27 protein-coding genes are annotated in these 25,249 nt (G+C 69.9%); 17 read left to right on the forward strand and 10 right to left on the reverse strand.

Going from position 1 to position 25,249, the window contains the following annotated elements:
- Positions 1–249 precede the first annotated feature (249 nt).
- The 4 genes from IFU11_RS09485 to IFU11_RS09500 all read left to right on the forward strand — a co-directional run bounded on the left by IFU11_RS09485 (position 250) and on the right by IFU11_RS09500 (position 5,483).
- The gene (locus IFU11_RS09485; protein WP_192018783.1) at positions 250–957 is read left to right on the forward strand and encodes a FadR/GntR family transcriptional regulator; all 708 of its coding nucleotides are present in this window, start codon (positions 250–252) and stop codon (positions 955–957) included.
- Between the two features lie 475 nt (positions 958–1,432).
- Entirely contained in the window at positions 1,433–2,704 is a 1,272-nt protein-coding gene (locus IFU11_RS09490; protein WP_192018784.1) for an HNH endonuclease signature motif containing protein, read from the forward strand.
- 513 nt (positions 2,705–3,217) lie between these two features.
- Positions 3,218–4,126, forward strand: coding sequence for an NAD(P)-dependent oxidoreductase (locus tag IFU11_RS09495; protein ID WP_192018785.1), 909 nt, complete (start codon positions 3,218–3,220; stop codon positions 4,124–4,126).
- Between the two features lie 103 nt (positions 4,127–4,229).
- Positions 4,230–5,483: a four-carbon acid sugar kinase family protein gene (locus tag IFU11_RS09500; protein ID WP_192018786.1), complete on the forward strand. Its 1,254-nt coding sequence runs from the start codon at positions 4,230–4,232 to the stop codon at positions 5,481–5,483.
- Here IFU11_RS09500 and IFU11_RS09505 read toward each other — a convergent pair.
- Positions 5,480–5,851, reverse strand: a complete 372-nt coding sequence (locus IFU11_RS09505; protein WP_064294176.1) for a winged helix-turn-helix transcriptional regulator — start codon at positions 5,849–5,851, stop codon at positions 5,480–5,482. The two genes, IFU11_RS09500 and IFU11_RS09505, sit on opposite strands and share 4 nt — an antisense overlap.
- Positions 5,852–5,967: 116 nt before the next feature.
- Between IFU11_RS09505 and IFU11_RS09510 the strand changes: the two genes are divergently transcribed.
- From IFU11_RS09510 to IFU11_RS09530, 5 genes are all read left to right on the forward strand, one after another.
- Positions 5,968–6,825, forward strand: coding sequence for an SDR family oxidoreductase (locus IFU11_RS09510; RefSeq protein ID WP_192018787.1), 858 nt, complete (start codon positions 5,968–5,970; stop codon positions 6,823–6,825).
- A gap of 214 nt (positions 6,826–7,039) precedes the next feature.
- Positions 7,040–8,743 carry an amidohydrolase gene (locus IFU11_RS09515; protein WP_192018788.1) on the forward strand — a complete coding sequence of 568 codons (1,704 nt, stop codon included), beginning with the start codon at positions 7,040–7,042 and terminating at the stop codon, positions 8,741–8,743.
- 1 nt (position 8,744) lies between these two features.
- Entirely contained in the window at positions 8,745–9,638 is an 894-nt protein-coding gene (locus tag IFU11_RS09520; protein ID WP_192018789.1) for an ABC transporter substrate-binding protein, read from the forward strand.
- Between the two features lie 2 nt (positions 9,639–9,640).
- Complete coding sequence (locus IFU11_RS09525; RefSeq protein WP_079705041.1) at positions 9,641–10,612, forward strand: amino acid ABC transporter permease; 972 nt, start codon at positions 9,641–9,643, stop codon at positions 10,610–10,612.
- Positions 10,609–11,385, forward strand: a complete 777-nt coding sequence (locus tag IFU11_RS09530; protein WP_274598595.1) for an amino acid ABC transporter ATP-binding protein — start codon at positions 10,609–10,611, stop codon at positions 11,383–11,385. Before IFU11_RS09525 ends, IFU11_RS09530 begins: the two co-directional genes overlap by 4 nt.
- Positions 11,386–11,460: 75 nt before the next feature.
- On the opposite strand, the gene IFU11_RS09535 is transcribed toward IFU11_RS09530, so the two are convergent.
- The 6 genes from IFU11_RS09535 to IFU11_RS09560 form a co-directional block, all read right to left on the reverse strand.
- The gene (locus IFU11_RS09535; RefSeq protein ID WP_064294172.1) at positions 11,461–11,679 is read right to left on the reverse strand and encodes a hypothetical protein; all 219 of its coding nucleotides are present in this window, start codon (positions 11,677–11,679) and stop codon (positions 11,461–11,463) included.
- 151 nt (positions 11,680–11,830) lie between these two features.
- Positions 11,831–12,454 (reverse strand): hypothetical protein, encoded by a 624-nt coding sequence (locus tag IFU11_RS09540; RefSeq protein WP_192018790.1) that lies wholly within the window; start codon positions 12,452–12,454, stop codon positions 11,831–11,833.
- Positions 12,451–13,059, reverse strand: a complete 609-nt coding sequence (locus tag IFU11_RS09545) for a DUF6286 domain-containing protein (protein ID WP_192018791.1) — start codon at positions 13,057–13,059, stop codon at positions 12,451–12,453. The genes IFU11_RS09540 and IFU11_RS09545 overlap by 4 nt, the downstream gene beginning before the upstream one ends.
- Positions 13,056–13,469: a hypothetical protein gene (locus IFU11_RS09550; protein ID WP_192018792.1), complete on the reverse strand. Its 414-nt coding sequence runs from the start codon at positions 13,467–13,469 to the stop codon at positions 13,056–13,058. Before IFU11_RS09550 ends, IFU11_RS09545 begins: the two co-directional genes overlap by 4 nt.
- A complete protein-coding gene (locus IFU11_RS09555) occupies positions 13,466–13,657 on the reverse strand; it encodes a DUF2273 domain-containing protein (RefSeq protein ID WP_056008790.1) in 192 nt (63 codons plus the stop codon). The genes IFU11_RS09550 and IFU11_RS09555 overlap by 4 nt, the downstream gene beginning before the upstream one ends.
- Positions 13,654–14,112, reverse strand: coding sequence for an Asp23/Gls24 family envelope stress response protein (locus IFU11_RS09560; protein WP_079001390.1), 459 nt, complete (start codon positions 14,110–14,112; stop codon positions 13,654–13,656). The genes IFU11_RS09555 and IFU11_RS09560 overlap by 4 nt, the downstream gene beginning before the upstream one ends.
- A 241-nt stretch (positions 14,113–14,353) precedes the next feature.
- On the opposite strand from IFU11_RS09560, the gene purL reads away from it, so the two are divergent.
- Entirely contained in the window at positions 14,354–16,687 is a 2,334-nt protein-coding gene (gene purL / locus IFU11_RS09565) for a phosphoribosylformylglycinamidine synthase subunit PurL (RefSeq protein ID WP_192018793.1), read from the forward strand.
- A 263-nt stretch (positions 16,688–16,950) separates the two neighbouring features.
- Here the strand turns inward: purL and IFU11_RS09570 are convergent, their stop codons facing one another.
- Positions 16,951–17,391 carry an FCD domain-containing protein gene (locus IFU11_RS09570; protein WP_159877654.1) on the reverse strand — a complete coding sequence of 147 codons (441 nt, stop codon included), beginning with the start codon at positions 17,389–17,391 and terminating at the stop codon, positions 16,951–16,953.
- A 182-nt stretch (positions 17,392–17,573) separates the two neighbouring features.
- On the opposite strand from IFU11_RS09570, the gene IFU11_RS09575 reads away from it, so the two are divergent.
- Both IFU11_RS09575 and pnuC read left to right on the forward strand, forming a co-directional pair.
- Positions 17,574–18,260: a GntR family transcriptional regulator gene (locus IFU11_RS09575; protein WP_064294165.1), complete on the forward strand. Its 687-nt coding sequence runs from the start codon at positions 17,574–17,576 to the stop codon at positions 18,258–18,260.
- A 137-nt stretch (positions 18,261–18,397) separates the two neighbouring features.
- Positions 18,398–19,063, forward strand: a complete 666-nt coding sequence (gene pnuC, locus IFU11_RS09580) for a nicotinamide riboside transporter PnuC (protein WP_192018794.1) — start codon at positions 18,398–18,400, stop codon at positions 19,061–19,063.
- On the opposite strand, the gene IFU11_RS09585 is transcribed toward pnuC, so the two are convergent.
- Both IFU11_RS09585 and IFU11_RS09590 read right to left on the reverse strand, forming a co-directional pair.
- Positions 18,994–20,328, reverse strand: a complete 1,335-nt coding sequence (locus tag IFU11_RS09585) for a sensor histidine kinase (protein WP_192018795.1) — start codon at positions 20,326–20,328, stop codon at positions 18,994–18,996. The genes pnuC and IFU11_RS09585 overlap by 70 nt on opposite strands.
- Entirely contained in the window at positions 20,328–20,990 is a 663-nt protein-coding gene (locus tag IFU11_RS09590; protein ID WP_192018796.1) for a response regulator transcription factor, read from the reverse strand. Before IFU11_RS09590 ends, IFU11_RS09585 begins: the two co-directional genes overlap by 1 nt.
- 190 nt (positions 20,991–21,180) lie before the next feature.
- Between IFU11_RS09590 and IFU11_RS09595 the strand changes: the two genes are divergently transcribed.
- The 5 genes from IFU11_RS09595 to IFU11_RS09615 all read left to right on the forward strand — a co-directional run bounded on the left by IFU11_RS09595 (position 21,181) and on the right by IFU11_RS09615 (position 25,247).
- Entirely contained in the window at positions 21,181–21,708 is a 528-nt protein-coding gene (locus IFU11_RS09595) for a hypothetical protein (protein WP_137242347.1), read from the forward strand.
- Positions 21,705–22,769 carry a peptidoglycan-binding protein gene (locus tag IFU11_RS09600; protein ID WP_192004510.1) on the forward strand — a complete coding sequence of 355 codons (1,065 nt, stop codon included), beginning with the start codon at positions 21,705–21,707 and terminating at the stop codon, positions 22,767–22,769. Before IFU11_RS09595 ends, IFU11_RS09600 begins: the two co-directional genes overlap by 4 nt.
- Positions 22,766–23,497, forward strand: a complete 732-nt coding sequence (locus IFU11_RS09605; protein WP_192004509.1) for an ABC transporter ATP-binding protein — start codon at positions 22,766–22,768, stop codon at positions 23,495–23,497. Before IFU11_RS09600 ends, IFU11_RS09605 begins: the two co-directional genes overlap by 4 nt.
- Positions 23,494–24,705, forward strand: a complete 1,212-nt coding sequence (locus tag IFU11_RS09610) for an ABC transporter permease (RefSeq protein WP_244631726.1) — start codon at positions 23,494–23,496, stop codon at positions 24,703–24,705. Before IFU11_RS09605 ends, IFU11_RS09610 begins: the two co-directional genes overlap by 4 nt.
- Before the next feature lie 86 nt (positions 24,706–24,791).
- On the forward strand, positions 24,792–25,247 hold the full coding sequence (locus IFU11_RS09615; RefSeq protein ID WP_192004508.1) for a VOC family protein: 456 nt from the start codon (positions 24,792–24,794) through the stop codon (positions 25,245–25,247).
- The last annotated feature ends 2 nt before the right edge of the window (positions 25,248–25,249 follow it).

Raw genomic sequence — 25,249 nt, forward strand, 5'->3', positions numbered from 1 at the left:
ACCTCGTCTCCACGCCCGTCCCGATCCGTCGGGGCGGGCGTGTTGCGTCGGTGGAGGGATCCCGAAGCGCCGCCCAGGTCCCTGAGTGCCGCCCGGTCCCTGAGCCCCACCCCGGTCCCTGATCCCTACCACCCCGGTCCCCGAGCCCCAATCCGGTCCCCGAGCCCCAATCCGGTCCCTGAGCTTGTCGAAGGGCGGCCCGCACCACCGGCTACCATCGACACTGGTCGGACCAATCGAGGGGGCAGCATGGCGGAGCCGCTCGAGGCGCTCGTGGCGAGGCTCGTCGAACTGGCCACGCCGGAGCCCGGCACCACCGCGCGGCGCCTGCCTCCGGAACGCGAGCTCGGCGAGGCACTGCAGATGAGCCGCGGCGCCCTTCGCGAACAGCTCGCAGTCCTCGAACGGCTCGGCTTCCTCCACCGCACCCAGGGTCGGGGCACCTCCATCGACGCTCCGGGCGACGACTTCGTCCGCAGTTGGTTCACCATCTCCCGTCAGCTGGGCTACCTGTCCGACGACCAGTTCGCCCGCTCGCGCATGATGCTGGAGGAGACCGTCGCCGAGGCGGCGGCCGGGCTCGTCACCGACGAAGCGGTCGCGGTGCTGCGCGACGACGTCGACCGCATGATCGCCGCGACACTCGCCGGGGATCACGATGCGGCGCTCGAGGCCGACGTCGACTTCCACAGCCGACTGAACGCCATCGTCGACGACCCGATCTTCCGACTCATGCACGAGGGCTTCAGTCACGTGCTGCGCGAGACGATCCGGCAGCGTCGACTCCGCGCGATCGAGGTGGAGCAGCCGGACGAGCGAGGCGTCCGGCGGACCGACAGCGTGCACTACGCCGTCGTCGACGCCCTGGCAGCTCGAGACGCCGAGGCCGCCCGACGCGCGATGCGCCAGCACTTCGAGGACTGGTTGCAGCTCGAAGCCGACGACGGCGCGAACTGACTCGTCCCGGCCCCGACCCCGTCCGGGCAACCTCAACCGCTCCCTGAGCTTGTCGAGGGGCCCACGGAACGCCCGCCGAACCCGGCAATGCCCCTCCGGTCCCGGAGCCCGTCGACGGGCCCACGATGGAACCCCGCGAGCCCCGCAACGCACCTTCCGTTCCCTGAGCAACCCTCTCCGGTCCCTGAGCAACCCTCTCCGGTCCCTGAGCAACCCTCTTCGGTCCCTGAGCCTGTCGAAGGGCACTCATAGCACTTCGACAAGCTCAGTGACCGGAAGAGGTGCACCCGCACTCACTCCGGTCTCCGAGGGCCCCCCTCCGGTCCCTGAGCTTGTCGAAGGGCCCACGGGAGAACCCCGCGAATCCGGCATGTCTCCTCCGCTCCCTGAGCCTGTCGAAGGGCCCACGGGGACACTTCCACAACCGGGCCGACTCAGCATCTGGAATGTCAGTGGTCCATGGTGGACTGGTTCCATGACCGAGACCACCTCCGCCGCGATCCGCGCGAGCGACGAGTACGCCGCGCACCTTGCGGAGTTCTCGGACCATTACGCGGACATCCAGCGGCGGCGTGCTGCTTTGGACGCCGAGGAGGCCAGGCTGCTTGCTCGCTCTGCCGCTTACGCGGACGCCTTCGCAGACGTCACGGTTCCGGCGATCTTCCCGCCGGCTGAACGGCAGGCGCTCTCCCGCCGATCGACCTGCGCAGCCCTCGCGATGGCGACGCGCACCCCCGAGCTGACCGTTCAGCGGGCGACGAACGACGCGGAACGGCTCGTCAACGACGCACCGGCCGTGCTGGCCTCGCTCGAAGCCGGCCGCATCTCGGCGCGGCACGCGCAGACGATCATCGATCAACTCAGTGATGTGCCGACCGCAGGGCGGGCGGTGTTCCTCGCTGAGGTCCTGCCGGTTGCGGAAGAGTCCACCAACGCGAACCTCCGCAGGCGCGCCCGCGTCCTGCGCGAGCGCCTCCACCCGGAATCCATCACCGCCCGCGCGGTCCGCTCAGAGGCCGACCGCCGGGTGGAGTTCGAGCCCGCAGCCGACGGCATGGCGTGGGTGCACTTGTTCACGACGGCACCCATCGCGCAGGGCATCATCGAGCGCGTCGAGGCCGCGGCAGCGGAGTCGCGCAATGCGGGTGACACTCGCACGTGCGCCCAGCTGCAGGCGGACGCCCTGGCGGCGCTCGCGCTCACCGGCGTCACGCCGGAAGACGTGATTTCGAGCTCGGTCCTTCCGCACCCGATCGAGGTGCAGGAGCACATCAAGCCAACCGTGCAGATCACGGTCCCGGCGCTCACGATGGCCGGAGTCTCCGACGCACCCGGCATGCTCGATGGCTACGGTCCTATCGACCCCGAGACCGCTGCACGTATCGCAGTGAACGCACCCAGCTTCACCCGGATACTCGTCCAACCCGAGACCGGCACGATCTTGTCGGTCGGGCGGGGCCAGTACCGCGTTCCGGCCGACCTGCAACGGGCCGTGCGCCTCCGGGACGGCACATGTCGGGCACCGGGCTGCGGCAGGCGCGCCAGAGCATGTGACCTCGATCATTCGGTCGCCTGGGACGACGGCGGGACGACAGATGTCGGGAATCTCGCCTGCCTCTGTCGACATCACCACCGGATGAAGCACCTCCCCGGCTGGAACCTCGACCACCAGCCGGGCGGGGTACTCGAGTGGACGACACCTGACGGGAAACACCACCGGACCGAACCGGACCCCGCACCGTTCTAACCCCCGCCGGTCCCTGAGCCTGTCGAAGGGTTCTTCGTGGGCACTTCGACAAGCTCAGTGACCGGGAGAGGTGTACCCGGAACCGATTCGGTACCCGAGCCAGTCGATAGGTTCTTCGTGGGCACTTCGACAAGCTCAGTGACCGGGAGAGGTGTGCCTGGAACGATGAAGAGTCCCCGTGGGCACTTCGACAAGCTCAGTGACCGGCAGAAGTGTGCCCGAACCGTTTCGGCCCCTGAGCCTGTCGAAGGGCAGCCGAGCCGCCGCCACCTCGGTCAACGGGCCAGAGTCGCCCGAATCACCCTCGATCTCTGAGCTGCGCCGCACTGAGCTTGTCGACGTGTCGAAGGGTGCCTCCTGGGCACTTCGACAAGCTCAGTGACCGGAAGAGGCCTGCCCCGAATACCGCGGTCCCTGGGCCTCTCGACGAGCGACCGGGCGCCCACCACCGGGCGCTTGCCCGCGTCGACATCCGCGGTTACGATTGGTCCAACCAATCCACCGGAGGACGCCATGGCATCGACGCCACAGCCCGCACACACCATCACCTTCGTCGGCATCGGCGCGATCGGCCTGCCGATGGCCACCCAGCTCGCCGCGGCCGGCCACCGGGTCACGGGCGTCGACCCCTTCCCCGCCGCACGGGAACGCGCGGACGCCGCCGGCATCAGCGCGGTCGAGTCGATCACCGAGGCGCCGCAGGCCGACACCGTCGTGGTCATGGTCGCGACGCCCGACCAGCTCGCCGAACTCGTCACCCTCGCCCTCGCCGACACCGATCCCGCCGGCCAGACCTGGATCATCATGAGCACCGTCGGCCCCGCCTCCGTCGTCGAGCAGGCTGCCCGTCTCGAAGCCGCGGGAGCAGCGGTCGTCGACGCCCCGGTCACCGGCGGCGTGGCACGCGCCAGCACCGGCGAGCTCACCATGTTCGTTTCCGGATCCCCCGCCGCCACCGCGGCCGCAACGGAGCCGCTCGCCGCCCTCGGCACAGCCAGGATCGTCGGCGAAGCCATCGGCGACGGCCAGGCGATCAAGGTCGTCAACCAGCACCTCTGCGCGGTGCACATCGCCGCTGCCGCCGAAGCCCTCGCCCTCGCGTCCTCGCTCGGCCTCGACCCGGCGGCCGTCCTCCCCCTCGTCGAGTCCGGTGCAGCCGCGTCCTGGATGCTGTCCGACCGCGGACCCCGCATGCTGCAGGACACCGATGCCCCGGTGATGAGCCGCGTCGACATCTTCGTCAAGGACACCGGCCTCGTCGCCGATGCGGCGAGCGCCGCCGGAGCCGCGACCCCCGTCCTCGATGCGGCGCGCGAACGCTTCCTCACCGCTGCAGCGTCCGGCCTCGGCGCACGCGACGACTCGCGAGTGATCGAGACCTACCAGGATGCCGGCCACCCCCGCCAGGAGACCAACGCATGAAGACCCTCATCCTCGACGACGGCACGTCGCACCGCCCAGGAGCCCCACGCATGACGCCCCAGCCCCTCGGAGCCGCACGTTCCACCACCCAGGGGACCAACGCATGAAGACCCTCATCCTCGACGACGACCCCACCGGCACGCAGTCGGCCACGGGCGTCGACGTCCTACTGGAGTGGGACGCCGACCTCATCGAGCAGGCCCTCGGAGGAGCCGACGCGGTCTACCTGCTCACCAACACCCGCGCCGTCCCGGAGGACCAGGCCGTCGCGCTCCTGGAACGCACCCGCGAGCAGGCGGCGGAGGCCGGCCGTCGTCTCGGAGAACGCATCCACGTCGTCCTCCGAGGCGACTCGACCCTGCGCGGGCACGTGTTCCCCGAGACCGCCGTCTTCACCGGGGAGCGCAGCGTCATCGTGTTCGTCCCGGCTTTCCCGGAGGGCGGTCGGACGACGATCGACGGCACCCACTACGTCCGGATCGGTGACGAGACGCTGCCGGCCCACGAGACGGAGTACGCCCAGGACCCCGTGTTCCCGTTCCGCTCGGGACACCTGCCGGACTACGTGCGCGAACAGTCCGGGCGGGAGACCGCCCACTTCGGTCTGGCGGGTCTCCGCGACGGCGCCGCCGAGTTCCGTGCAGCTCTCCGCGATGCCGTTCCCGGAACCGTTCTCCTTCCGGACGCGGAGACGGGAGACGACGTCCGGATCATCGCGCAGGCCATCACGGCGGCCTGGGCCGACGGAGCCGACGTGGTCGTCCGGTCAGCGTCACCCCTCGCCGCGGCCATCGCGGGCGTCGAGAGCGACGGCCTCCTCCCCTCGCCGCTCGTCGCGAAGCCGGTCGCCGCGCTCCTCGTCTGCGGCTCCCACACCATCGGTGCGACGCGACAGCTCGCGCCCGTCGAGGCGGCGTTCGGCCCCGCCGAGATCGTCCCGACGAGCGACGCCCTCCAGGATGCCGCCGCCACCGGGCGGGCCGTGGCGGAGGCCGCTCGAGCGAGACTCACCGCGACGGGGTTCGCCGCGATCTCGTCCGAGCGGGAACGGGACGCCTCGCACAACACGCTCGACCACGGCGAGCGGGTGATGATCGCACTGACGTCGGCGACCGCTGCGCTCCGACGATCGGTGGAGGTCGTCGTGTCGAAGGGCGGCATCACCTCCGCCGAGGTCGCCCGGGTCGGACTCGGCGCCAGGCGCGCACGCGTCCTCGGGCAGGTGCTGCCAGGGGTCTCGGTGTGGAGCGTGGTGACACCCGAGGACGAGGAGAAGCTCTACGTGGTCGTCCCGGGGAACGTCGGCGACCCGTCGACGCTCGTGGACGTCCTTGCAGCGCTCGGCCGGACCGCCTAGCGCCCGAGGATCTCAGACGCGTTGTGGTCGATCCACGCCATCAAGGGCATCAGGTGCTCGTTGAGGTCGCGACCCCGGTCGCTCAGGCTGTACTCGACACGGGGCGGGATCTCGGGGTGCGCGACGCGGACGACGAGTCCGTCCTCCTCGAGCGTGCGGAGCGTCTGGGCCAGCATCTTCTCGCTGATGCCCTGGACCACGCGTCGCAGCTCACCCCAGCGATGAGTGCCGTCGGACAGCGCCAGGAGGACGAGGACGCCCCACTTGCTGGTCACGTGGTCGAGCACCGTGCGCGAGGGGCAGGCGGCAGGCAGGATGCCGTCGGTGAATCCGGGGCGTCTTCCCAGCTGCGTGTCTACGCTTGTCATGACTCATTCCTTACTTATCGGACAGTAGCTTACCTCAAAGTGGGTACTGCAGATCGGGAAGTAATGTGATCGGAAGCGGGTTCCTCCTCAGCGAACCCCATCGAAAGGACCCTCACATGTCTCTCGTCGTCACCGGAGCCACCGGCCAGCTCGGCCACCTCGTCGTCGAGCACCTGCTCGCCCGCGGCACCGACCCCGCCACCATCGTCGCCACCGGCCGCCGGACCGAGGCGCTCGCCGATCTCGCCGCACAGGGCGTCCGCACCGCGAAGGTCGACTTCGCCGACCCGGCCACCCTCGACGCCGCCCTCGAGTCCGGCGACACGGTCCTGCTCGTCTCCAGCAGCGAGGTCGGCCAGCGCGTCGCCCAGCACGCCGCGGTCATCGACGCCGCCAAGCGCGCCGGCGTCGCCCGCCTCGTCTACACGAGCGCGCTCCGGGCCGACACCTCCCCGCTGATCCTCGCCCCCGAGCACAAGGCAACCGAGGAGCTCATCCACGCGTCCGGCCTCCCGTTCACCATCCTCCGCAACGGCTGGTACACCGAGAACTACGGCCAGTCCGTCGACCAGGCCAAGGCGACCGGATCGTTCGTCGGGAGCGTCGGCGACGGTCTCGTGTCGAGCGCGTCGCGCACCGACTACGCGGAGGCGGCCGCCGTCGTCCTCACCACCGAGGGCCACGAGGGCAAGGCCTACGAGCTCGCCGGCGACGTCGCGTGGTCGCACCCCGAGCTGGCGCAGGCGATCGGCGAGGTCGTCGGCCGCGAGGTCGTGTACCAGGACCTCTCCCCTGAGGACCACCTGAAGGCGCTGCTGGCCGCCGGTCTCGACGAGGGCACCGCGGGATTCGTCGTCGCCCTCGACGGCAACACCCGTGACGGGCTCCTCGCCGACACGAGCGGCGACCTCGGTCGCCTCATCGGGCGTCCGACGACGCCCCTGGTCGACGGGCTGCGCACGCTCGTCGCCTGAGCCGCCGTCCACACCTCCTGCAATCAGCCGGGCCCGGAGCGCTTGCTTCGGGCCCGTTCGCGTGCGCTGAGGCTCCGACTGAAGGATTCCGTTGCAGAAACGCGATCAGACGCACGAATCCGTCACCTCGATCCGGGTTATGCTCTCGATACCGCTAGCGCGCCGAGGATGACGCGCCGGCCAGACGGCACCACCGACGCTTCGAGCAGGTGATATGACGAGCAACGCGGACACGGTCTTCACCGGAGGCACCGTCTTCCGGAACGCCCTGCTCACGCCGCAGACCGGAGCCGTCGCCGTCTCCGACGGCCGGATCGTCGCCCTCGACGCCGATGCACACGCGGCGATCGGTCCCGACACCGAGATCGTGGACCTCCGAGGCGGTCTCCTGCTCCCCGGCTTCGTCGACGCGCACGTCCACCCCGTCGAGGCCGGACTCGAACAGCTCGCGTGCGACCTGTCGGCCGAGCGCACACCCGAGGGGTACCTCGCCACGATCGCCGCCTACGCCGAGGCCCACCCCGAGCGCCCGTGGATCGTCGGCGGCGGCTGGCAACAGGCCGCCTTCCCCGGCGGCACCCCGCTCGCCGCGGACCTCGACCGAGTGGTGCCGGACCGGCCCGTCTTCCTCCAGAACCGCGACCACCACGGAGCCTGGGTGAACACCGAGGCACTCCGTCTCGCCGGCATCGACCACACCACACCGGACCCCGCCGACGGCCGGATCGAGCGGGACGCGAACGGCACCCCGAACGGCATGCTCCACGAGGGTGCCCGCTCGCTCGTGTCCCGGTTCGTCCCCGTCGACACCGACGAGGACGTCGCGGCCGCCCTCGTCGCAGCCCAGCAGACCCTCCACAGCTTCGGCGTCACCGGCTGGCAGGACGCGATCGTCGGCGACTATGGCAGCCACACCGACACGAGCGACGCCTACCTGCAGGCGATGGCGGACGGGTCGCTCACCAGCGACGTCGTGGGGGCGCTCTGGTGGGACCGGGATAGTGGGCTCGAGCAGATCGACGACCTCGTTGCACGCCGCGCCGCGATCGCACGCCGCGCCGCAGCCCTCGGGACGACGACCGGGCGCTTCACCGCGGGCACCGTCAAGATCATGCAGGACGGCATCCCCGAGAACCGCACCGCGGCGATGATCGACCCCTACCTCCGCACCTGCCACTGCGGTGACACCGCGCCCGAGCACGGCATCTCCTTCCTGGAGCCCGCCATCCTCATCGAGGCGGTCACGAGACTCGACGCCGCGGGGTTCCAGGTCCACTTCCACGCGATCGGCGACCGGGCGGTCCGCGAGTGCCTCGACGCCCTGGAGGCAGCGCGGGAGCGCAACGGCGAGAGCGACAACCGGCATCACATCGCGCACGTGCAGATCGTCCATCCCGACGACCTGCCGCGGTTCGCCCGACTCGGCGTCACGATGAACATGCAGGCGCTCTGGGCCACGTGGGAGCCTCAGATGCTCGAGCTGAACCTGCCCCTGCTCGGCGACGAACGCGCCTCCTGGCAGTATCCGTTCGGCGATGCGGCACGACTCGGCACCCTGCTCTGCGCCGGATCGGACTGGCCCGTCACGACCCCCGACCCGTGGCAGGCCCTGCATGTGGCCGTCAACCGGACGCTCCCGGCCGACGATCCCGACCACCACCCCGAACCACTGAACCCCGGCCAGTCGCTGACGCTCGGAGCGGCGATCGGCGCGTACACGCACGGGTCCAACCGGATCGACCACCGCGACGACACCGGAGTGATCGAGGTCGGCGCCGTCGCAGACCTCGTCCTCGTCGATCGTGACCCGTTCGCCGGCCCCACCACCGAGATCGCGCACACCAGGACCGTCGGGACCTGGATCGCCGGACGCCGCGTCTTCACCTCCACCACCACATCAACCGAGCAAGGAACCTGACATGAAGAACCGATACCTGCTCCCGGCCGCACTCACGGCCGCCGCCGCGCTGCTGCTCACCGGCTGCGTCAACAACGAGGTCGCCACACCGGACGCCACCGGCTCAGCGGCCGCGGTGACCGTAGACAAGGCCGCCGAGGCCCTGCTCCCCGACGACATCCGTCAGGCCGGCAAGCTCATCCTCGGCACCGACGCGACCTACGCGCCCAACGAGTTCAAGGACGCGAACGGCGACCCGATCGGGTGGGAGATCGAGCTCGCCGACGCGATGGCCGGCAAGCTCGGCCTCACCACCGACTACCAGGTGGCGAAGTTCGACAACATCATCCCGAGCATCACCGGTGGCAAGTACGACGTCGGGCTGTCGTCCTTCTTCGACACCAAGGAGCGCCAGCAGCAGGTCGACATGGTCGACTACTTCACGGCCGGGATCCAGTGGGCGACCCTCGCGGGCAAGTCCGTCGACCCCGACAACGCCTGTGGGCTGAAGGTCGCCGTCCAGAACGGCACGACGGAGGCCCTCGACGACGTCCCCGCCAAGTCGCAGGCCTGCACGGACGCCGGCAAGCCCGCGATCGAGGCCCTCGGCTACGACACGCAGGACGAGGCGACGGCAGCGGTCACGCTCGGCCGCGCCGACGCGATGACCGCCGACTCCCCGGTCGTGCAGTACGCCGTGCAGCAGAGCGACGGGAAGCTCGAACTCTCCGGCGACGTCTACTCCACGTTCCTCTACGGCATGCCGATCGCGAAGGACCGCGGCGACCTCGGCAAGGCCCTCCAGGCCGCCCTGCAGTCCCTCATGGACGACGGCACCTACGGCTCGATCCTGAGCAAGTGGGGCGTCGAGTCCGGCGCCATCGACAAGATCGACATCAACGGCGCGACGAGCTGACCGTGAGCGACTCCAGAACCACCGGAACGGCGTCCGCGCCCCCGGTGCCGTTGAAGGTCGTCAAGCTCCGCCATCCCTGGCGGAACGTGTTCGCCGTCATCATCGTGCTCTTGCTCGTCGCCTTCGTGGTCGACGCGGCGACGCGACCGGCGTACGACTGGCCGGCCGTCGGCAAGTACGTCTTCGACCGGCGGATCACCATGGCAGCGCTCATCACGCTGCAGCTGACGGTGTACTCGATGATCGGCGCCATCGTCCTCGGCGTCGTGCTCGCGATCATGCGACTGTCACCGAATCCGGTGCTCAAGGCCATCGCATGGGGCTTCGTCTGGCTGTTCCGCGGGACGCCGGTCTACGTGCAGCTGGTCTTCTGGGGCCTGCTCGCGACGATCTACCCGACGCTCAACATCGGCCTGCCGTTCCTCCCGCCGATCGCGCAGCTGCCGACGGACGCTGCGCTGAACACCTTCTGGATCGCCGTCATCGGGCTGGCACTCAACGAGGCCGCCTACATGTCGGAGATCGTGCGCGCCGGTCTGCTGTCAGTGGACCGCGGACAGGAGGAGGCGTCGACGGCGCTCGGGATGAGCTGGGCGCAGACGATGCGGCGGGTCATCCTGCCGCAGTCGATGCGGATCATCATCCCGCCGACCGGCAACGAGGTGATCTCGATGCTCAAGACCACCTCGCTCGTGACGGCCGTCCCGTTCACGCAGGAGCTCTACACGAGGTCGCGGGACATCTCGTCCGAGACGTTCAACCCGATCCCGTTGCTCATCGTCGCGTCGCTCTGGTACCTGCTGTTCACCTCGATCCTGATGGTGGGTCAGTACTTCCTGGAGAAGCGGTTCGCGCGCGGGCTCACCCGGATCGACGCGGGGGCACCGGTCACGACCGAGGCCATCCAGGTCCAGGAGGCGGAGGCGCGCGCGAAACAGAGCCCCGCCGACGGCGAGAGCGGAGAACGACGATGACGATCACGGACACGACCGACATGGTCCGCGCCGAGGGCGTGGTGAAGTCCTTCGGCTCGAACACGGTGCTCAAGGACATCTCCCTGACGGTGCGACGTGGCGAGGTGATGTGCCTGGTCGGGCCGTCGGGCTCCGGTAAGTCGACCTTCCTGCGCTGCATCAACCACCTGGAGCGGGTCGACGGCGGACGGTTGCTCGTCGAGGGTGACCTCATCGGATACCGCGAGCGGGGCGACAAGCTCTACGAGTTGAAGCCCAAGGAGGCGGCGAAGCAGCGGCGCGACATCGGCATGGTGTTCCAGCGGTTCAACCTGTTCCCCCACATGACGGCGCTCGAGAACATCATCGAGGCGCCCATGCAGGTGAAGGGCCAACGGCGAGCGGTCGCCGAGCAGCGCGGCCGGGAACTCCTGGACCGGGTCGGTCTGAGCGACAAAGCGGCTGCGTACCCCGGCCACCTGTCGGGTGGTCAGCAGCAGCGGGTCGCGATCGCGCGGGCCCTCGCGATGGATCCGAAGCTCATGCTGTTCGACGAGCCGACCTCGGCGCTCGATCCGGAGCTGGTCGGCGAGGTCCTCGACGTCATGAAGGGGCTCGCGAAGGACGGCATGACCATGATCGTCGTGACGCACGAGATGGGGTTCGCCCGAGAGGTGGCCGACTCGCTCGTGTTCATGGACGGCGGCGTCGTCGTGGAGACGGGAGCGCCCCGCGAGGTGCTCGCCAATCCGCAGCACGCCAGGACACGCGCATTCCTGTCGAAGGTGTTGTGAGCACGAACGCCGCCCGCTCTCCCAGACTGGGGCGAGCGGGCGGCGTTCCACCCGAGGACGGGCGGGCGAAGGGGCTCAGTGGAGCTTCTTCTGGACTTCCTTCTGGGCCTTCGCCGTGGCCTTCTTCGCGTTCTTCACGGCCTTCTTGCGCGCCTTCTCGACGCGAGGGTCGTTCCAGAACTCTTCTGCGGCGTGCTTGATCTCGCGGTACCGGGTGCGTCCGGCCTTCGCGCCGAGCGTGTAGGCACCGAAGGCGATGAGGCCGACGATGATGAGGAGGATCTTCTTACCCATGGTGTTGCTCCCTCTCCCACGGATCGCCGTGGGGCGTTGATGTGTCCCGATGGTTCATCCCGCGACACTGGCATTCTGCGACGCGCGGCTGCGGATCAGCCGATTCGGACGGGGGCTTGCAATTGCACCGGCACGTCCGGATCAGTGACGGTCACTGGAGGACGCGCTTCGGCTTGGCGGCGCGGAAGCCGCCACCGACCTCCACGAGGACGGGGAGCTCGACGCCGAGCAGGCGGTCGAGCGACTCCACCGCCGTGCTGACGGTCTCCACCGCCGTGCGGGGCGAGACGCCGCGCCGGCAGGTGACGGCGACCTTGAGCGCCTGCGCCCGGTTCACGTCCCAGGCGGAGACCCGGACCGACGAGAACGCTTCGGTGTCGTCGAGCGCATCGCCGAGCGCGTTGGCCGCCACGTCCGTCTCGAGCACGATGTCGCCGTGCTCGACGGTCGCGCGATGCACGACGCCGGAACGGCCACGCCCCTGGCGCAGGACGAACGAGAGGAGCAGGGCCGCGACGAGCACGAGCAACACGATCCCGGCGATCGGGACGAGGATCGGGGCCGCCTGTCCGGCGTCCGCGCCTGGCGCAGCGGCGAACGGGTTCCAGGCGAACCAGCCGTCGATCGTGTCGAGCACGGCGGCACGGTTGTCGCGCCACCAGTCGGCGACGACGGGCACGGTGACGACGGCGAGCGCCGCCGCCCCGAGCACGACGAACACGAGTCCGATGAGGAGGATGAGCAGACGGTTCAGTCCGCGGTTGGTGGAGTTCACTGTCCGACCTTCCCGTTCGACGAGATGGAGGTGGTCGCCCGGAGCGACGGCTGCAGGCCGAACGCGTCGAGGTCTGCGGCGACGGCGCGGTCAACCTCGGACCGGTCGACGGGCATGCCGCTGGCGGGGGTGATCCGGATCGCGGCGCTCCGCCGGCCGACGGCCACGGAGGTGCCGTCAGGATGCGTGGCAGCCGTCGTCGAAGCGCGCTGCGCGAGGGCCGACGCGATGACCTCGTCGTCGACGACCGCGAGCACGCGCCCGGTCGACAACAGGTGGCGGTGCCGACGTCCCGGTCCGAGCGCGATCCCGATGAGGACCACCCCGAGCAGGAGCACGAGTGCCCCCGCGACACCGAGGATGACGGGTTGCGTCGTCGGCAGGCTGGCCGCGGCTCCCGGGATCTCACCCGGGGCGACGAGGAGCGCCCGGACGCCGATGAGGGCGAGCACCGTCTCCACGGCGATCCAGAGCGCGACGAGCACGAGCAGGACCGCGAGGAGGATCGCAGCGGTCGAGCGCGGCGAGTGCAGTTCGCGGCGAGCCAGGCGCCGGAGCACCCGCGTCGGACCGGCGACCGGGGTCGTGGCTGCGGTGGCGGTCATGAGACCCGTCCTTCCTGGTCGATCTCGAGTCCGCTCACGCGGATGGAGACGCGCGAGACGCTCGAACCGGACAACTGCTCGACGCGAGCAGCGATGGCACCGGTGGCGGCCGACACGCGCTCGACGATGGAGCCCCCGGAGCGCTGGAGCGCGTCGGGGGTGGCCGAGACGCGTGACAGTGGGATCGCACGCATCGGCGAGGTGACGATGAGCGCGAGTGCGCCCCGGTCGTCGGCGAGCTCGACCTTCACGCGTCCCGCCGGGACCCCGAGCGACTCGGCCGCGATGTTCACGGCGACGTGCTCGAGGGCCTTCGCGGTGATCCGCGTCCGGCCCGGCCCGCCGTGCGGGTGCACGACGGGAGCTTCGGCGACCGAGGGGACACCCCGGTCGAGGACGGCGGTGGTCATGACGAGACGCGCTTCCCGCGGACGGCGTCGACGATCGCGTTCAGGTCGGTCTGGCCGGTGACGATGCGGGCCACGAGGGCGCCGATCCCCATCGCGACCGCGACGAACACGAACGCCCAGAACCCGAAGGCCACCCAGCTGAGTGCGAGGACGGCACCGATCAGGATGCCGGTGTTGGTGGCGGTCACTGGACTCGCGCCTCGGCGTTCTGGTCCTCGTCGTCGGACGGGATGAAGACGTCGCTGACGGTCACGTTGACCTCGGTGACCTCCATGCCGACGAACTGCTCGATCGCGCGGATGATGGAGGCGCGGACCTCGCTCGCGACGGCCTGCAGGTCCACCGGGTAGTCGGCGACGATCACGACGTCGACGGCGACCTGGGTCTCGCCGACCTCGACGCGGATGCCCTGCGACAGGTCGGAGGAGCCGATGGCGTCGCGGATGGCACCGAAGGCACGGGCTGCGCCACCACCGAGGGCGTGCACGCCGCGGACCTCGCGGGCCGCGATGCCGGCGATCTTCGCGACCACGCCGTTGTCGATGACCGTCTTGCCGTGGGTGTTCGTCTGCGTGGCGGCGTTGTTCTCGCCGACGACACCCTTCGTGACGGTGGGCTTCGGGGAGTTGGTGGTGTTCGACATGGTGTTGCCCTTCCTGGTTCGTCTCGAGCGAGCGGTTGATCGCTTCGTTGGTGATAGGACGCAACCATCGCGCCGATCGTCACGGTCGATCTCGAAGCTCGTGAAGAGACCTCGAATCCGGCACCGCACCGTGACGAATCGGCGTCGGCCTCCGACGCCCATCCGAGGATCTGTTCGTCGCCGCGCGCCGCTAAGATTGGTGGGTCCGGCATCCCACCACTTCCTTTGGAGTCCTGCCCTCGTGACGACCACCACCCCCACCAGCTCCGCCGTCGCCGACACCGTCGAGAACGCCGTCGCGACACCGGACCGCGAGCAGCCCTACGGCGCCCTCGGCCTGAAGGCCGACGAGTACGCGAAGATCCGCGAGATCCTCGGCCGTCGTCCCACGAGCGGCGAGCTCGCCATGTACTCGGTCATGTGGAGCGAGCACTGCTCCTACAAGTCCAGCAAGATCTACCTGCGCCAGTTCGGCCAGAAGGTCACCGACGACATGAAGAAGAACCTCATGGTCGGCATGGGCGAGAACGCCGGCGTCATCGACGTCGGCGAGGGCTGGGCCGTGACCTTCAAGGTCGAGAGCCACAACCACCCCTCCTACATCGAGCCCTTCCAGGGTGCGGCCACGGGCGTCGGCGGCATCGTCCGCGACATCATCTCGATGGGCGCCCGACCGGTCGCCATCATGGACCAGCTCCGCTTCGGCGACATCGACCACCCCGACACCGCGCGCGTCGTGCACGGCGTCACCGCCGGCATCTCCTCCTACGGCAACTGCCTGGGCCTGCCGAACATCGGCGGCGAGACCTACTTCGACAAGGTGTACCAGGGCAACCCGCTCGTCAACGCCCTGTCGGTCGGCGTCCTGCGTCACGAGGACCTCCGCCTCGCCAACGCCTCGGGCGTCGGCAACAAGATCGTCCTCTTCGGTGCCCGCACCGGTGGCGACGGCATCGGTGGCGCCTCCATCCTCGCGTCCGACTCCTTCGACGCGAACGGCCCGACGAAGCGTCCGGCCGTCCAGGTCGGCGACCCGTTCGCCGAGAAGGTGCTCATCGAGTGCTGCCTCGAGCTCTACCGCGACAGCCTCGTCGAGGGCATCCAGGACCTCGGTGCCGCCGGCATCTCCTGCGCCACGAGTGAGCTCGCGGCCAACGGCGACGGCGGCATGTTCGTCGAGCTGTCGCACGTGCTGCTGCGCGACCCTTCGCTGACACCCGAGGAGATCCTCATGTCGGAGTCGCAGGAGCGCATGATGGCCGTCGTCGAGCCGGGCAAGCTCGACGCTTTCCTCGCCGTCACCGACAAGTGGGACGTCGAGACCTCGGTGCTCGGTGAGGTCACCGACACCGGTCGCCTCGTCATCAACTGGCACGGCGAGGAGATCGTGAACGTCGACCCCTCGACCGTCGCGGTCGACGGCCCGGTCTACGAGCGCCCGGTCGCCTACCCCACCTGGATCGACGCCCTGCAGGCCGACTCCGCGTCGGCCCTCCCCCGCACGGACGCCCCTGCCGAGCTGGAGCAGCAGTTCCGCTCCCTCCTCGGCTCGGCGAACCTCGCCGACAAGAGCTGGATCACCAACCAGTACGACTACTACGTCATGGGCAACACGGCGCTGTCCTTCCCCGACGACGGCGGCATGATCCGCGTCGATGAGGAGTCCGGCCTCGGCTTCGCCATCGCGACCGACGCGAACGGCCGCTACTGCCAGCTCGACCCCCGCCAGGGTGCGCAGCTCGCGCTCGCGGAGGCCTACCGCAACGTCGCCGTCACGGGTGCCGTTCCGGCCGCCGTCACCGACTGCCTGAACTTCGGCTCACCGGAGAACCCCGAGGTCATGTGGCAGTTCTCCGAGGCCGTCGCCGGCCTGTCGGACGCCTGCCTCGAGCTCGGCGTGCCGGTCACCGGCGGCAACGTGTCGTTCTACAACCAGACGGGCGACGTCCCGATCTTCCCGACCCCCGTCGTCGGCGTGCTCGGCGTGATCGACGACGTCGCGCGCCGCATCCCGAGCGGATGGCAGGACGAGGGCGACAACCTCTACCTCCTCGGCACCACCGCACTCGAGCTCGACGGCTCCGCCTGGGCCGGGACGATCCACGACCACCTCGGTGGCCTGCCACCCAAGGTCGACCTCGCCGGCGAGAAGACGCTGGCCGAGCTGCTGCACGCCGCGGCCAAGGAGGGTCTCGTGTCCTCCGCCCACGACCTCTCCGACGGTGGTCTCGCCCAGGCACTGGCGGAGAGCGTCATGCGCTTCGGCGTCGGCGCCCGGGTGTTCCTCGGCGAGCTGCTCACCCGCGACGGCGTCGACCTCACGACGGCGCTCTTCTCCGAGTCCACCGGACGCGTCATCGTCTCGGTGCCGCGCGAAGACGACGTCAAGTTCCAGGGTCTGTGCGAGGGCCGCGGCTACCCGGTGCTCCGCATCGGCGTGACCGACGCCTCGGCTGTCGGCGACGCGACCGAGCCCGCCCTCGAGATCCAGGACGTCTTGACCATCCCGGTCTCCGAACTGCGTCGGGTGTCGAAGAGCGTGCTCCCCGAGCGGTTCGGCCCGGTCATCGGCTGAGCGACCCGCCTCCACACAGCCCCTGCGCCCGACGGCGTGGGGGCTGTGCTGTGTCAGGAGAGGCGTGCGCGGCACCGACGCGTGAGCTGCATCGAGGTGACCGCTCCGTCGCTAGAGGATCAGACGCCGGGTGGGCGGATACCCGAAACCCACCCACCCGACTCACCACCGGGCGCTCAGGCCAGGAACCCGAATGTCCTGACCGGCGTCTCCGGCAGTGGTGTCGCAAGCGACGACTTCAGCATATCAGCATTTGGAATGCTTCACGGAAGCGTCGCGGCCATGCCCCAGAGTCGTTCTACGGCCAGTTCCGCGGCGATCGCGTCCCCCTCCGCGACCGCGTCCCGGAGGATCGGGAAGTCCACCGCGAGTGACGGCCAATCGAGCCAGTCGGTGTCGGCGGTGACCTCGAGTTGCGGCGACAGCAGCGCGAGGGCATCGCGAGCGGTCGTGACCAGGATGCGATTCGGGCAGAGAGCGACGAGATGGTCCATGAGCGGCCACGAGAGCTCGGCGTAGGCGACCGGGTCCTGCAAGCCGATCACGCGCGACACCTCGTCCAGCTCGGCGACGAGCGCCGCTCGGTCGGCGTCCTCGAGGACGGGCACGGTCACCCGCGTCACACCGCCCAGCAGCGCCCCGAGCGTCTGGAACAGATGGATCCGCCGATGGCGGGGCCTGCTGGCCGTCGAGTCCGTCGACATGCGTCCCACCTTCCTGCCGCTCCGGCGTATGCCGGTGCGCGCCAGGATAGCAAGGCTCGGCGCACCCGCCTGCACCTGTGCATCCGGCATGTTCACCAACACATGAGGCACAAAACTATCCAACACACCTTGGATATCGGTATTCTGAACTGGTCATATCCCAGCTCGACGATCGGAGTCCCATGCCTGTTCCCAAAACCGTCGAGACGAGCCCTCGGAAGCTCCTGCGCGACATCGTCTTCGAGCAGCTCCTGACCGCCATCGAGGACGGAACCCTCGAGCCCGGCGAGCGCCTCAACGATGAAGAGCTCGAGAAGTGGCTCGGCGTCTCGAGGACCCCGATCCGCGAAGCGATCAGCAAGCTCGCCGACATCGGACTGGTCGAGACCGCGCCCCAGCGGTACACCCGCGTCGCGAAGCCCACCGCCGAGCAGTACGCCGAAGCACTGCGCCTGCTGAACGGCTTCCACGAGCTCAGCGCGCGGTGGAGCATCCCGCAGTTCACCGACGAGGACGTCGCGGCGTTCCGCGAACTCGGCGACGCCGTGCTCGCGGACATCGAAGCGCGTGACAAGCACGTCCTCCGGTCGTCCTCCGCCTTCGCCGACTTCATGGTCGAGCGTTCGGGCAACTCGCTGCTGCAGCAGGTCGCCCGTCAGATGAACACCCGGGTGACCTACACCTCGCTGCCGACGATCGACTTCTTCCAGTGGGACATCTTCGCCGCCTACGTCACCGGGCTGGTCGCGGCCGCCGAGGCACGCAGCGCCGAGGACGCCGAGCGCGTCATGCGCAAGCAGGCCGAGGCCACCGACGCCTTCCTCGAGCAGGTCATCGCCGCCGGTGGAGGACTGCCCGCCGCGAGCTAGTCGGTGAACAGGACCTTCGAGCCGCAGATCGTCACAGAGCCGCCTCCCGATCGGGAGGCGGCTCTGCACGTTGTACGGTGGACCGTCGGTCGCGTGACCGCGCATCATCTGGCCACGGACCCGATCGGAGCACTGCAGTGGGGATCCTCCTCTGGCTCTTCGACGCGACGTTCAGGGTCGGCGACCAGGTGGTCCTCTGGCGGGAGGTCGTCGGCAACCTGTTCGGCCTGGCGAGCGCCCTCGGCGGCATGCGTCGCCGCGCCTGGGCCTGGCCCGTCGGCATCATCGGCAACGCGCTCCTCCTGACCGTCTTCCTCGGCGCGGTCTTCCACACGCCGAACCCGACCAACCTCCTGGGGCAGGCGGGCCGCCAGCTCATGTTCATCGTCGTGTCGATCTACGGCTGGGTGCAGTGGCGTCGGGTCGAGCGGGTCGAAGCGACGACCGGTCCGGTCGCCGTGATCCGGCCCCGCTGGGCCGGCTGGCGGGTGCGGCTCGTCCTCGTCGGCCTCCTGCTCGGCGGCACGCTGCTCCTGATCCCCGTGTTCCGGGCACTCGGCTCCTACGAGCCGGTCTGGGCCGACGCGTGGATCTTCATGGGCTCCCTGCTCGCGACCTGGGGGATGGCGAAACGCTGGGTGGAGTTCTGGCTCGTCTGGGTCGCGGTCGACCTCGTCGGCGTGCCGCTCCTGTTCGGCGCCGGGTACTGGGTCTCGGCCTCGATGTACCTGTTCTACGGGGCGTTCACCCTTGCCGGCTTCTTCGTGTGGGCTCGCGGCGAGCGCGTCGCCACGGCGCGCTGAGCTGACGCCTCGGTGCCGGCGTCCGGTCCGCTCGGCGGGAACGTGACCGTCACCACCAGCCCACCCTCCGACCGCACGGCGAGCTCGAGCGCAGCCCCATGCACCTCGGCGATGCTCTCCACGATGGCGAGTCCGAGCCCGCGTGACCGCTCCGGACCCCGCGCGACCCGGCCGCCGGCGCGGTAGAACGGTTCGGTGAGCCTCGCGACCACGTCCACCGGGATCGACTCCCCGGAGTTCTCGACCCGGAGGACCACCGCGCCGCCCGCCGGACCGCCCGACCGGCGCAGCGAGACCCGCACGAAACCACCGTCGACGTTGTGCCGGACGGCGTTCTGCAGGAGGTTCCCGCACAGCTGGTGCAGCATGGCCTCGTCGCCCCAGACCGCGAGGTCCTGCACCTCGGCCGTGCAGTCGATCCCGCGCGCTCGAGCCGCGGAGGCTGCGGCGACGCATGCCTCGGAAGCCAGCTCTCCGAGTGCCACGTTCTCACCCCGCAGCTCCGAGTGCTCGAGGTCGGCGAGGTCGAGCACGGCCTCGACGGTCTGGATGCTGCGCGTGTTCGTCTCACGGAGCCGGGCGATGAGTCCCCTGACGGTGTCGTCGTCGAGGTCGTCGCTGGTCGCGGCGACGTCGAGCATCGCCTGGGTCGTCGCGAGCGGGGTGCGCAGCTCGTGCGAGGCGTTCGCCGCGAACCGTTGGTGGGCGCGGAACGACCGGTCGAGCCGCTCGAGCATGTGGTCGAAGGTGTCGGAGAGGTCGGTGATCTCGTCCCGCGGGCCGGCGAGGGCGACCCGATGGTCGAAGGATCCCGTCGCCGCCCGCTGCGCGGCCACGTTGATCGCGTGCAGCGGGCGCAGCAGCCGGCCCGACAGGATCCAGCCAGCCCACGCGCTCGCCGCCGCGAGGACGACGAGCACGATGAGCGACCAGACGAGGAGCGTGTTCAGGATGTCGCTCTGGTCCGAGACGACGAGGGCCGCAGTACCGTTCGCCGAGGTCAGCCCCTCGGCCGGCTGATAGGTGGCCGCCCCGGCGACCTCGGTCGGCGCGGTCGACCGCCAACGGGTCGCGCCGTCCATGGCCTCGTCGGCCCGCACCGCGGTGATCGCGTACGTCGGGACGTACCGCATGAAGGCGTAGATGAGCGCGAGCATGATCGAGCCGGCGACGGTGAACAGCAGCGCGTACGTCAGCGTCAAGCGCAGACGCACCGTCAAGCGGTTCGGGCGGCTGAGCAACCCCGCTGCGCCGGAACGCGGCATCAGTCGCCCTCGATCCGGTAGCCCGCCCCCGGGACGGTCGTGATCACCCACGGTGAGCCGAGGCGTCGGCGGAGGTTCGAGATGGTCACGCGGATGGTGTTCGTGAACGGGTCGACGTTCTCGTCCCAGGCCTTCTCGAGGAGGGTCTCGGCGCTCACGACCCCTCCGTCGGCGAGCAGCAGCTGCTCGAGGACCGCGAACTCCTTGCGTGCCAGCTTCACGTACACGCCGTCGCGGAAGACCTCCCGCCGGAACGGGTCGACTCGCACTCCGGCACGCTCGAGGACCGGAGGGCGCGACTCCGCCGTGCGCCGGGCGAGCGCGCGGAGCCTGGCCACGAGCTCCGGGAACTCGAACGGCTTCACCAGGTAGTCGTCGGCCCCGAGGCCGAGGCCGGACACGGTGTCGTCGAGTCGGCGTGCCGCCGTCAGCATCATGACGCGGACACCGGGATGCTCGGCGACCACCGTTCGGCACACCTCGTCGCCGTGGGTGCCAGGCAGGTCCCGGTCGAGGAGCAGGACGTCGTAGTCGTTGATCGTGAGCGCCTCGAGCGCTGCGTCGCCGTCGTGCACGACGTCCGCGGCGATCGCCGCCTGCCGCAGACCGGCTCGGGCCCCCCCGGCGAGGTAGGCCTCGTCCTCGGCAACCAGGACGCGCATGATGTTCCTCTCGAAAGGGTGTGGGGACTCCGGGATCGTACGGACGCTGATCGAGCAACCCCCGAGTGTCGGTTATCTACCGTGCCGTTCGAGACGTTCAGAGAACGTCAACGTTTTCCTTGACGCCCCGACAACGCGCCGCCGAGTGGACTGGTCGTCACCAGTCAGCCCCACCCACTGAGGAGAGCAGATGTCCGACATCACCATCACCCGTTCCGTCCGCCGTCCGGCCGGCAGACTCGCCGCATTCATCGCGATCCCGTTCCTCATCGGATCGTTGGCGGCCTGCAGCTCGGGCTCGCCCGACTCGAGCAGCCAGACCCCGAAGGCGGTGCAATCGTTCGACGACTGGCAGGTCGCCTTCGCCTCCTGCATGCGCGATGAGGGGGTCGACATGCCCGACCCCGAGCAGAACGGCTCTGGCGGTGCGTCCGTGACCCTCGGCGACGGAGACCAGGATGCCTTCCAGGACGCCTCCGCGACCTGCATCGACCGTCTCGGGACGCCTCCGGTACCCGCCGGAGGAAACCCCGCGGTCGCCGACGCCTTCGAGCAGCAGCTCGAGATGGCCGAGTGCTTCCGCGAACAGGGATACGAGATGGCCGACCCGGTGGAAGGGCAGGCCATGCAGATCCCCTCCGACGTCACGGAAGAGGTGATGGAAGCCTGCGGTCTCTCGTCCGACTCGAGCGCGCCGCTCGGCTCCACCGACCGATGAGCAACCGACGACGAGGGGTCGTCGTGGCCGTCTGCGTCGGCGCCGTCCTGCTTGCAGGCGGCGCCGCCGCGGCGGTCACGCTGGCACCGACGCAGGGGCCGAACCAGGAAGAGCCGGTCAGCAGCATCCGCACCGGCACCGCACCGATCACCGCCGGCGACCTCGCGGGCACGACGCAGGCGAGCGGCACCCTCGACTACGCGGACCAGCGCACCATCGGCGGTGGAGCCGGGATCGTCACGGCGGTGCCCGTTCCCGGCAGCACGGTCTCGCTCGGCGGCACCCTCTACGCCCTCGACAACGTCCCGGTCATGCTCCTCCACGGACCGCTCCCGACCTGGCGGGCGTTCGAGTCCGGTATGACCGACGGACCGGACGTCCGGCAACTCGAGATGAGCCTCGCGGCCCTCGGCTACTTCGACCGTGAACCGGACGACGAGTTCGCCGCGTCGACCGTGCGTGCCATCGAGCGGTGGCAGAAAGCCCTCGGCGTCGAGGAGACCGGACGCCTGGAGCTCGGATCGGTCGTCTTCATGACGGGCGACGTGCGGATCGCATCGGTCGACGCCGCGGTCGGCACCACCGCCTCGGACAAGATCGTCACCGTCTCGTCCCTCGTGAAGCGCATCGACGTCCCGCTGAAGCTCGCCGATCAGCGGCTCGGCGTCGTCGGGACGAAGGTCGACGTCAACCTCCCCGGCGGACAGCGGACGACCGGCACGGTCACCGATGTCGGCGTCCCCACCGAGTCGGATGCGGACGGACAGAAGAAGGTCACGATCCCGGTCGGCATCACGCTCGACGATCCGGCGGCCGCAGCCGATCTGCAGCGCGCGACCGTGACGGTCGGCTTCCCGACGGAACGACGTGAGAACGTCCTCTCCGTCCCGGTGGAAGGGCTCATCGCGATCGATGACACGACGTTCGGCGTCGAGGTCGTCGAGGGGAACGGGAAGCGCCGTCAGGTCCCGGTCACGACCGGTCTGTTCGCCGATGGTCGGGTCGAGGTCTCAGGCGACGGCATCCGCGAAGGTCTCGACGTCGTGGTGCCGGTCTCATGACGGACACCACGACGGCATCGGCAGCCGCACTCACGCAGCCGGCCGGACCACCGATCATCCACCTCGACGGGGTCACCCGGGAGTACGGCGAGCCACCCACGCTCGCCCTCGCGGGTGTCGACCTCACGGTCGAGGAGGGCGAGTTCGTCGCCATCGTCGGACCGAGCGGCTCCGGGAAGTCGACGATGCTCAACCTCATCGGGACCCTCGACCGACCGACCGGTGGGACCGCCCGCATCGCGGGTTCGGACGTCGGACGCCTCTCCGACGCGAAGCTCTCGGCCCTCCGCGCGTACCGCATCGGCTTCGTCTTCCAGCAGTTCCACCTCGCCGACGGCTCGACCACGGTCGACAACGTCGCCGACGGCCTCATCTACGCCGGGGTCCCCCGGGCCGAGCGCCGTCGTCGCGCGGTCGTCGCCCTCGAACGCGTCGGCCTCGGCCACCGTCTCGGCCACCGCCCGACCCAGCTCTCCGGCGGTGAGCGCCAGCGGGTCGCGATCGCACGCGCCGTGGTCGGTGACCCGCCGTTGCTCCTCGCCGACGAACCCACCGGCAACCTGGACTCCGTGTCCGGAGCGAGCATCGTCGAGCTGCTGCACGAACTCCACGAGGCCGGCACGACCATCGTCGTGATCACGCACGACGCCGAACTCGCTGCGCGACTCCCCCGCCAGGTGGCGATCCGCGACGGCCGGATCGTGAACGATTCGGGGCTGGCCGCATGAACGAGGAGCACATGAACCCCGACCACGATCGACGGTCGCGGCTCCTCGGTCGCGACGTCCTCCGGCTCGGGACGACGGGTCTGCGGGCACGGCCGACGCGCGCTGTCCTGTCCGCCCTCGGGATCGCGATCGGCATCGCGGCGATGATCGCGGTCGTCGGCATCTCCTCATCCAGTCAGGCCAAACTGCAGGCGCAGCTCTCCGCTCTCGGGACGAACCTGCTGACCGTCCAACCGGGCCAGAACCTCTTCGGTGAGGCAGCGACCCTGCCCACGAACACCGTCGGCAAGGTGGGACTGGTCGACGGTGTGGAACGGGCCGGCTCCGCCGCAGTGCTGAACGGCGTCCTCGTCTACCGCAGCAGCCTCATCGACCGGGCGTCGAGTGGGGGCCTCGGCGCAGCGGCGGTGACGGAGAGCCTGTTGGACGTCGTGGGCGGTACCCTCGCCACCGGTGAGTGGCTGAACCGGGCGACGGCGAGCTACCCCACGGTCGTCCTGGGGTCGAAAGCCGCGGAACGGCTGGGTATCGCTACGGTCGGCTCGATGATCCAGCTCGGCGACCAGTACTTCACGGTGGTGGGCATCCTGGATCCGCTCGACCTCGCCCCGGAACTCGACACCACGGTGATGATCGGTGAGACCGTCGCCGCCGAACGCTTCGGGTACGACGGCAAACCGACCACGGTCTACGAACGGTCCTCCGACGAACGCGTCGAGGCCGTCCGCGAGCTCCTCCCCCGCACCGTGAACCCTGCTGCACCCGAGGAGGTCGAGGTCTCCAGGCCGTCGGACGCCCTCGCCGCCAAGCAGGCTGCCGATCAAGCCTTCACCGGTCTCCTCCTCGGCCTCGGCTCGGTCGCGCTGCTCGTCGGCGGCATCGGGGTGGCGAACACGATGGTCATCTCGGTCCTGGAACGCCGACGCGAGATCGGCCTCCGTCGCGCCCTCGGGGCCACGCGGGGCCACATCCGGTCCCAGTTCCTCACCGAGGCACTCCTCCTCTCCGCGCTCGGCGGGGTCGCGGGCGCCGCGATCGGTACCGGCGTCACGAGCGTCGTCGCCGCGGTGAACGACTGGCCGACCGCCGTACCGGCGGAGGTGCTGCTCGCGGGCGTCGGCGCGACCCTGGTGATCGGGGCGATCGCCGGCCTCTACCCGGCGATCCGAGCCGCCAGGACACCACCGACCTCGGCCCTCAGCGGCTGAGTCGGAGCCGCCGCCGGACTGCTCCGACGCGGGCCCGCTCCAGGAGACCCTGGATCGGGCCCGCGCCGCCGGGTAGCGTGCAGCCCATGGACATCAGACTCGAGAACGTCGGGATCGCGGTCCGCGACCTCGAGGCGACGATCGCCTTCTTCACCGACCTCGGCCTCACCGTACTCGGCCGCGACACGGTGAGCGGCGAGTGGGCCGACACGGCCGTGGGCCTCGACGGTAACCACGCCAGGATCGCGATGTTGCAGACGCCGGACGGTCACGGACGCCTCGAACTCTTCGAGTACCTCCACCCGGACGCGATCGAGACCGAACCCACGCTGCCGAACGAGATCGGCATGCACCGCGTCGCGTTCGCCGTCGACGACATCGACGAGGCGCTCGCGATCGCCGCCAGACACGGCTGCCACCCGCTCCGCGGGGTCGCGGATTATCAGGGCGTCTACAAGCTCAGCTACGTGCGCGGGCCGAGCGGCATCATCGTCATGCTGGCCCAGGCGCTGCAGCCGGATCGATCCGGCGAGTCCGCCTGACG

Source organism: Plantibacter sp. CFBP 8804 (assembly GCF_014841225.1).
Classification (GTDB): domain Bacteria; phylum Actinomycetota; class Actinomycetes; order Actinomycetales; family Microbacteriaceae; genus Plantibacter; species Plantibacter auratus.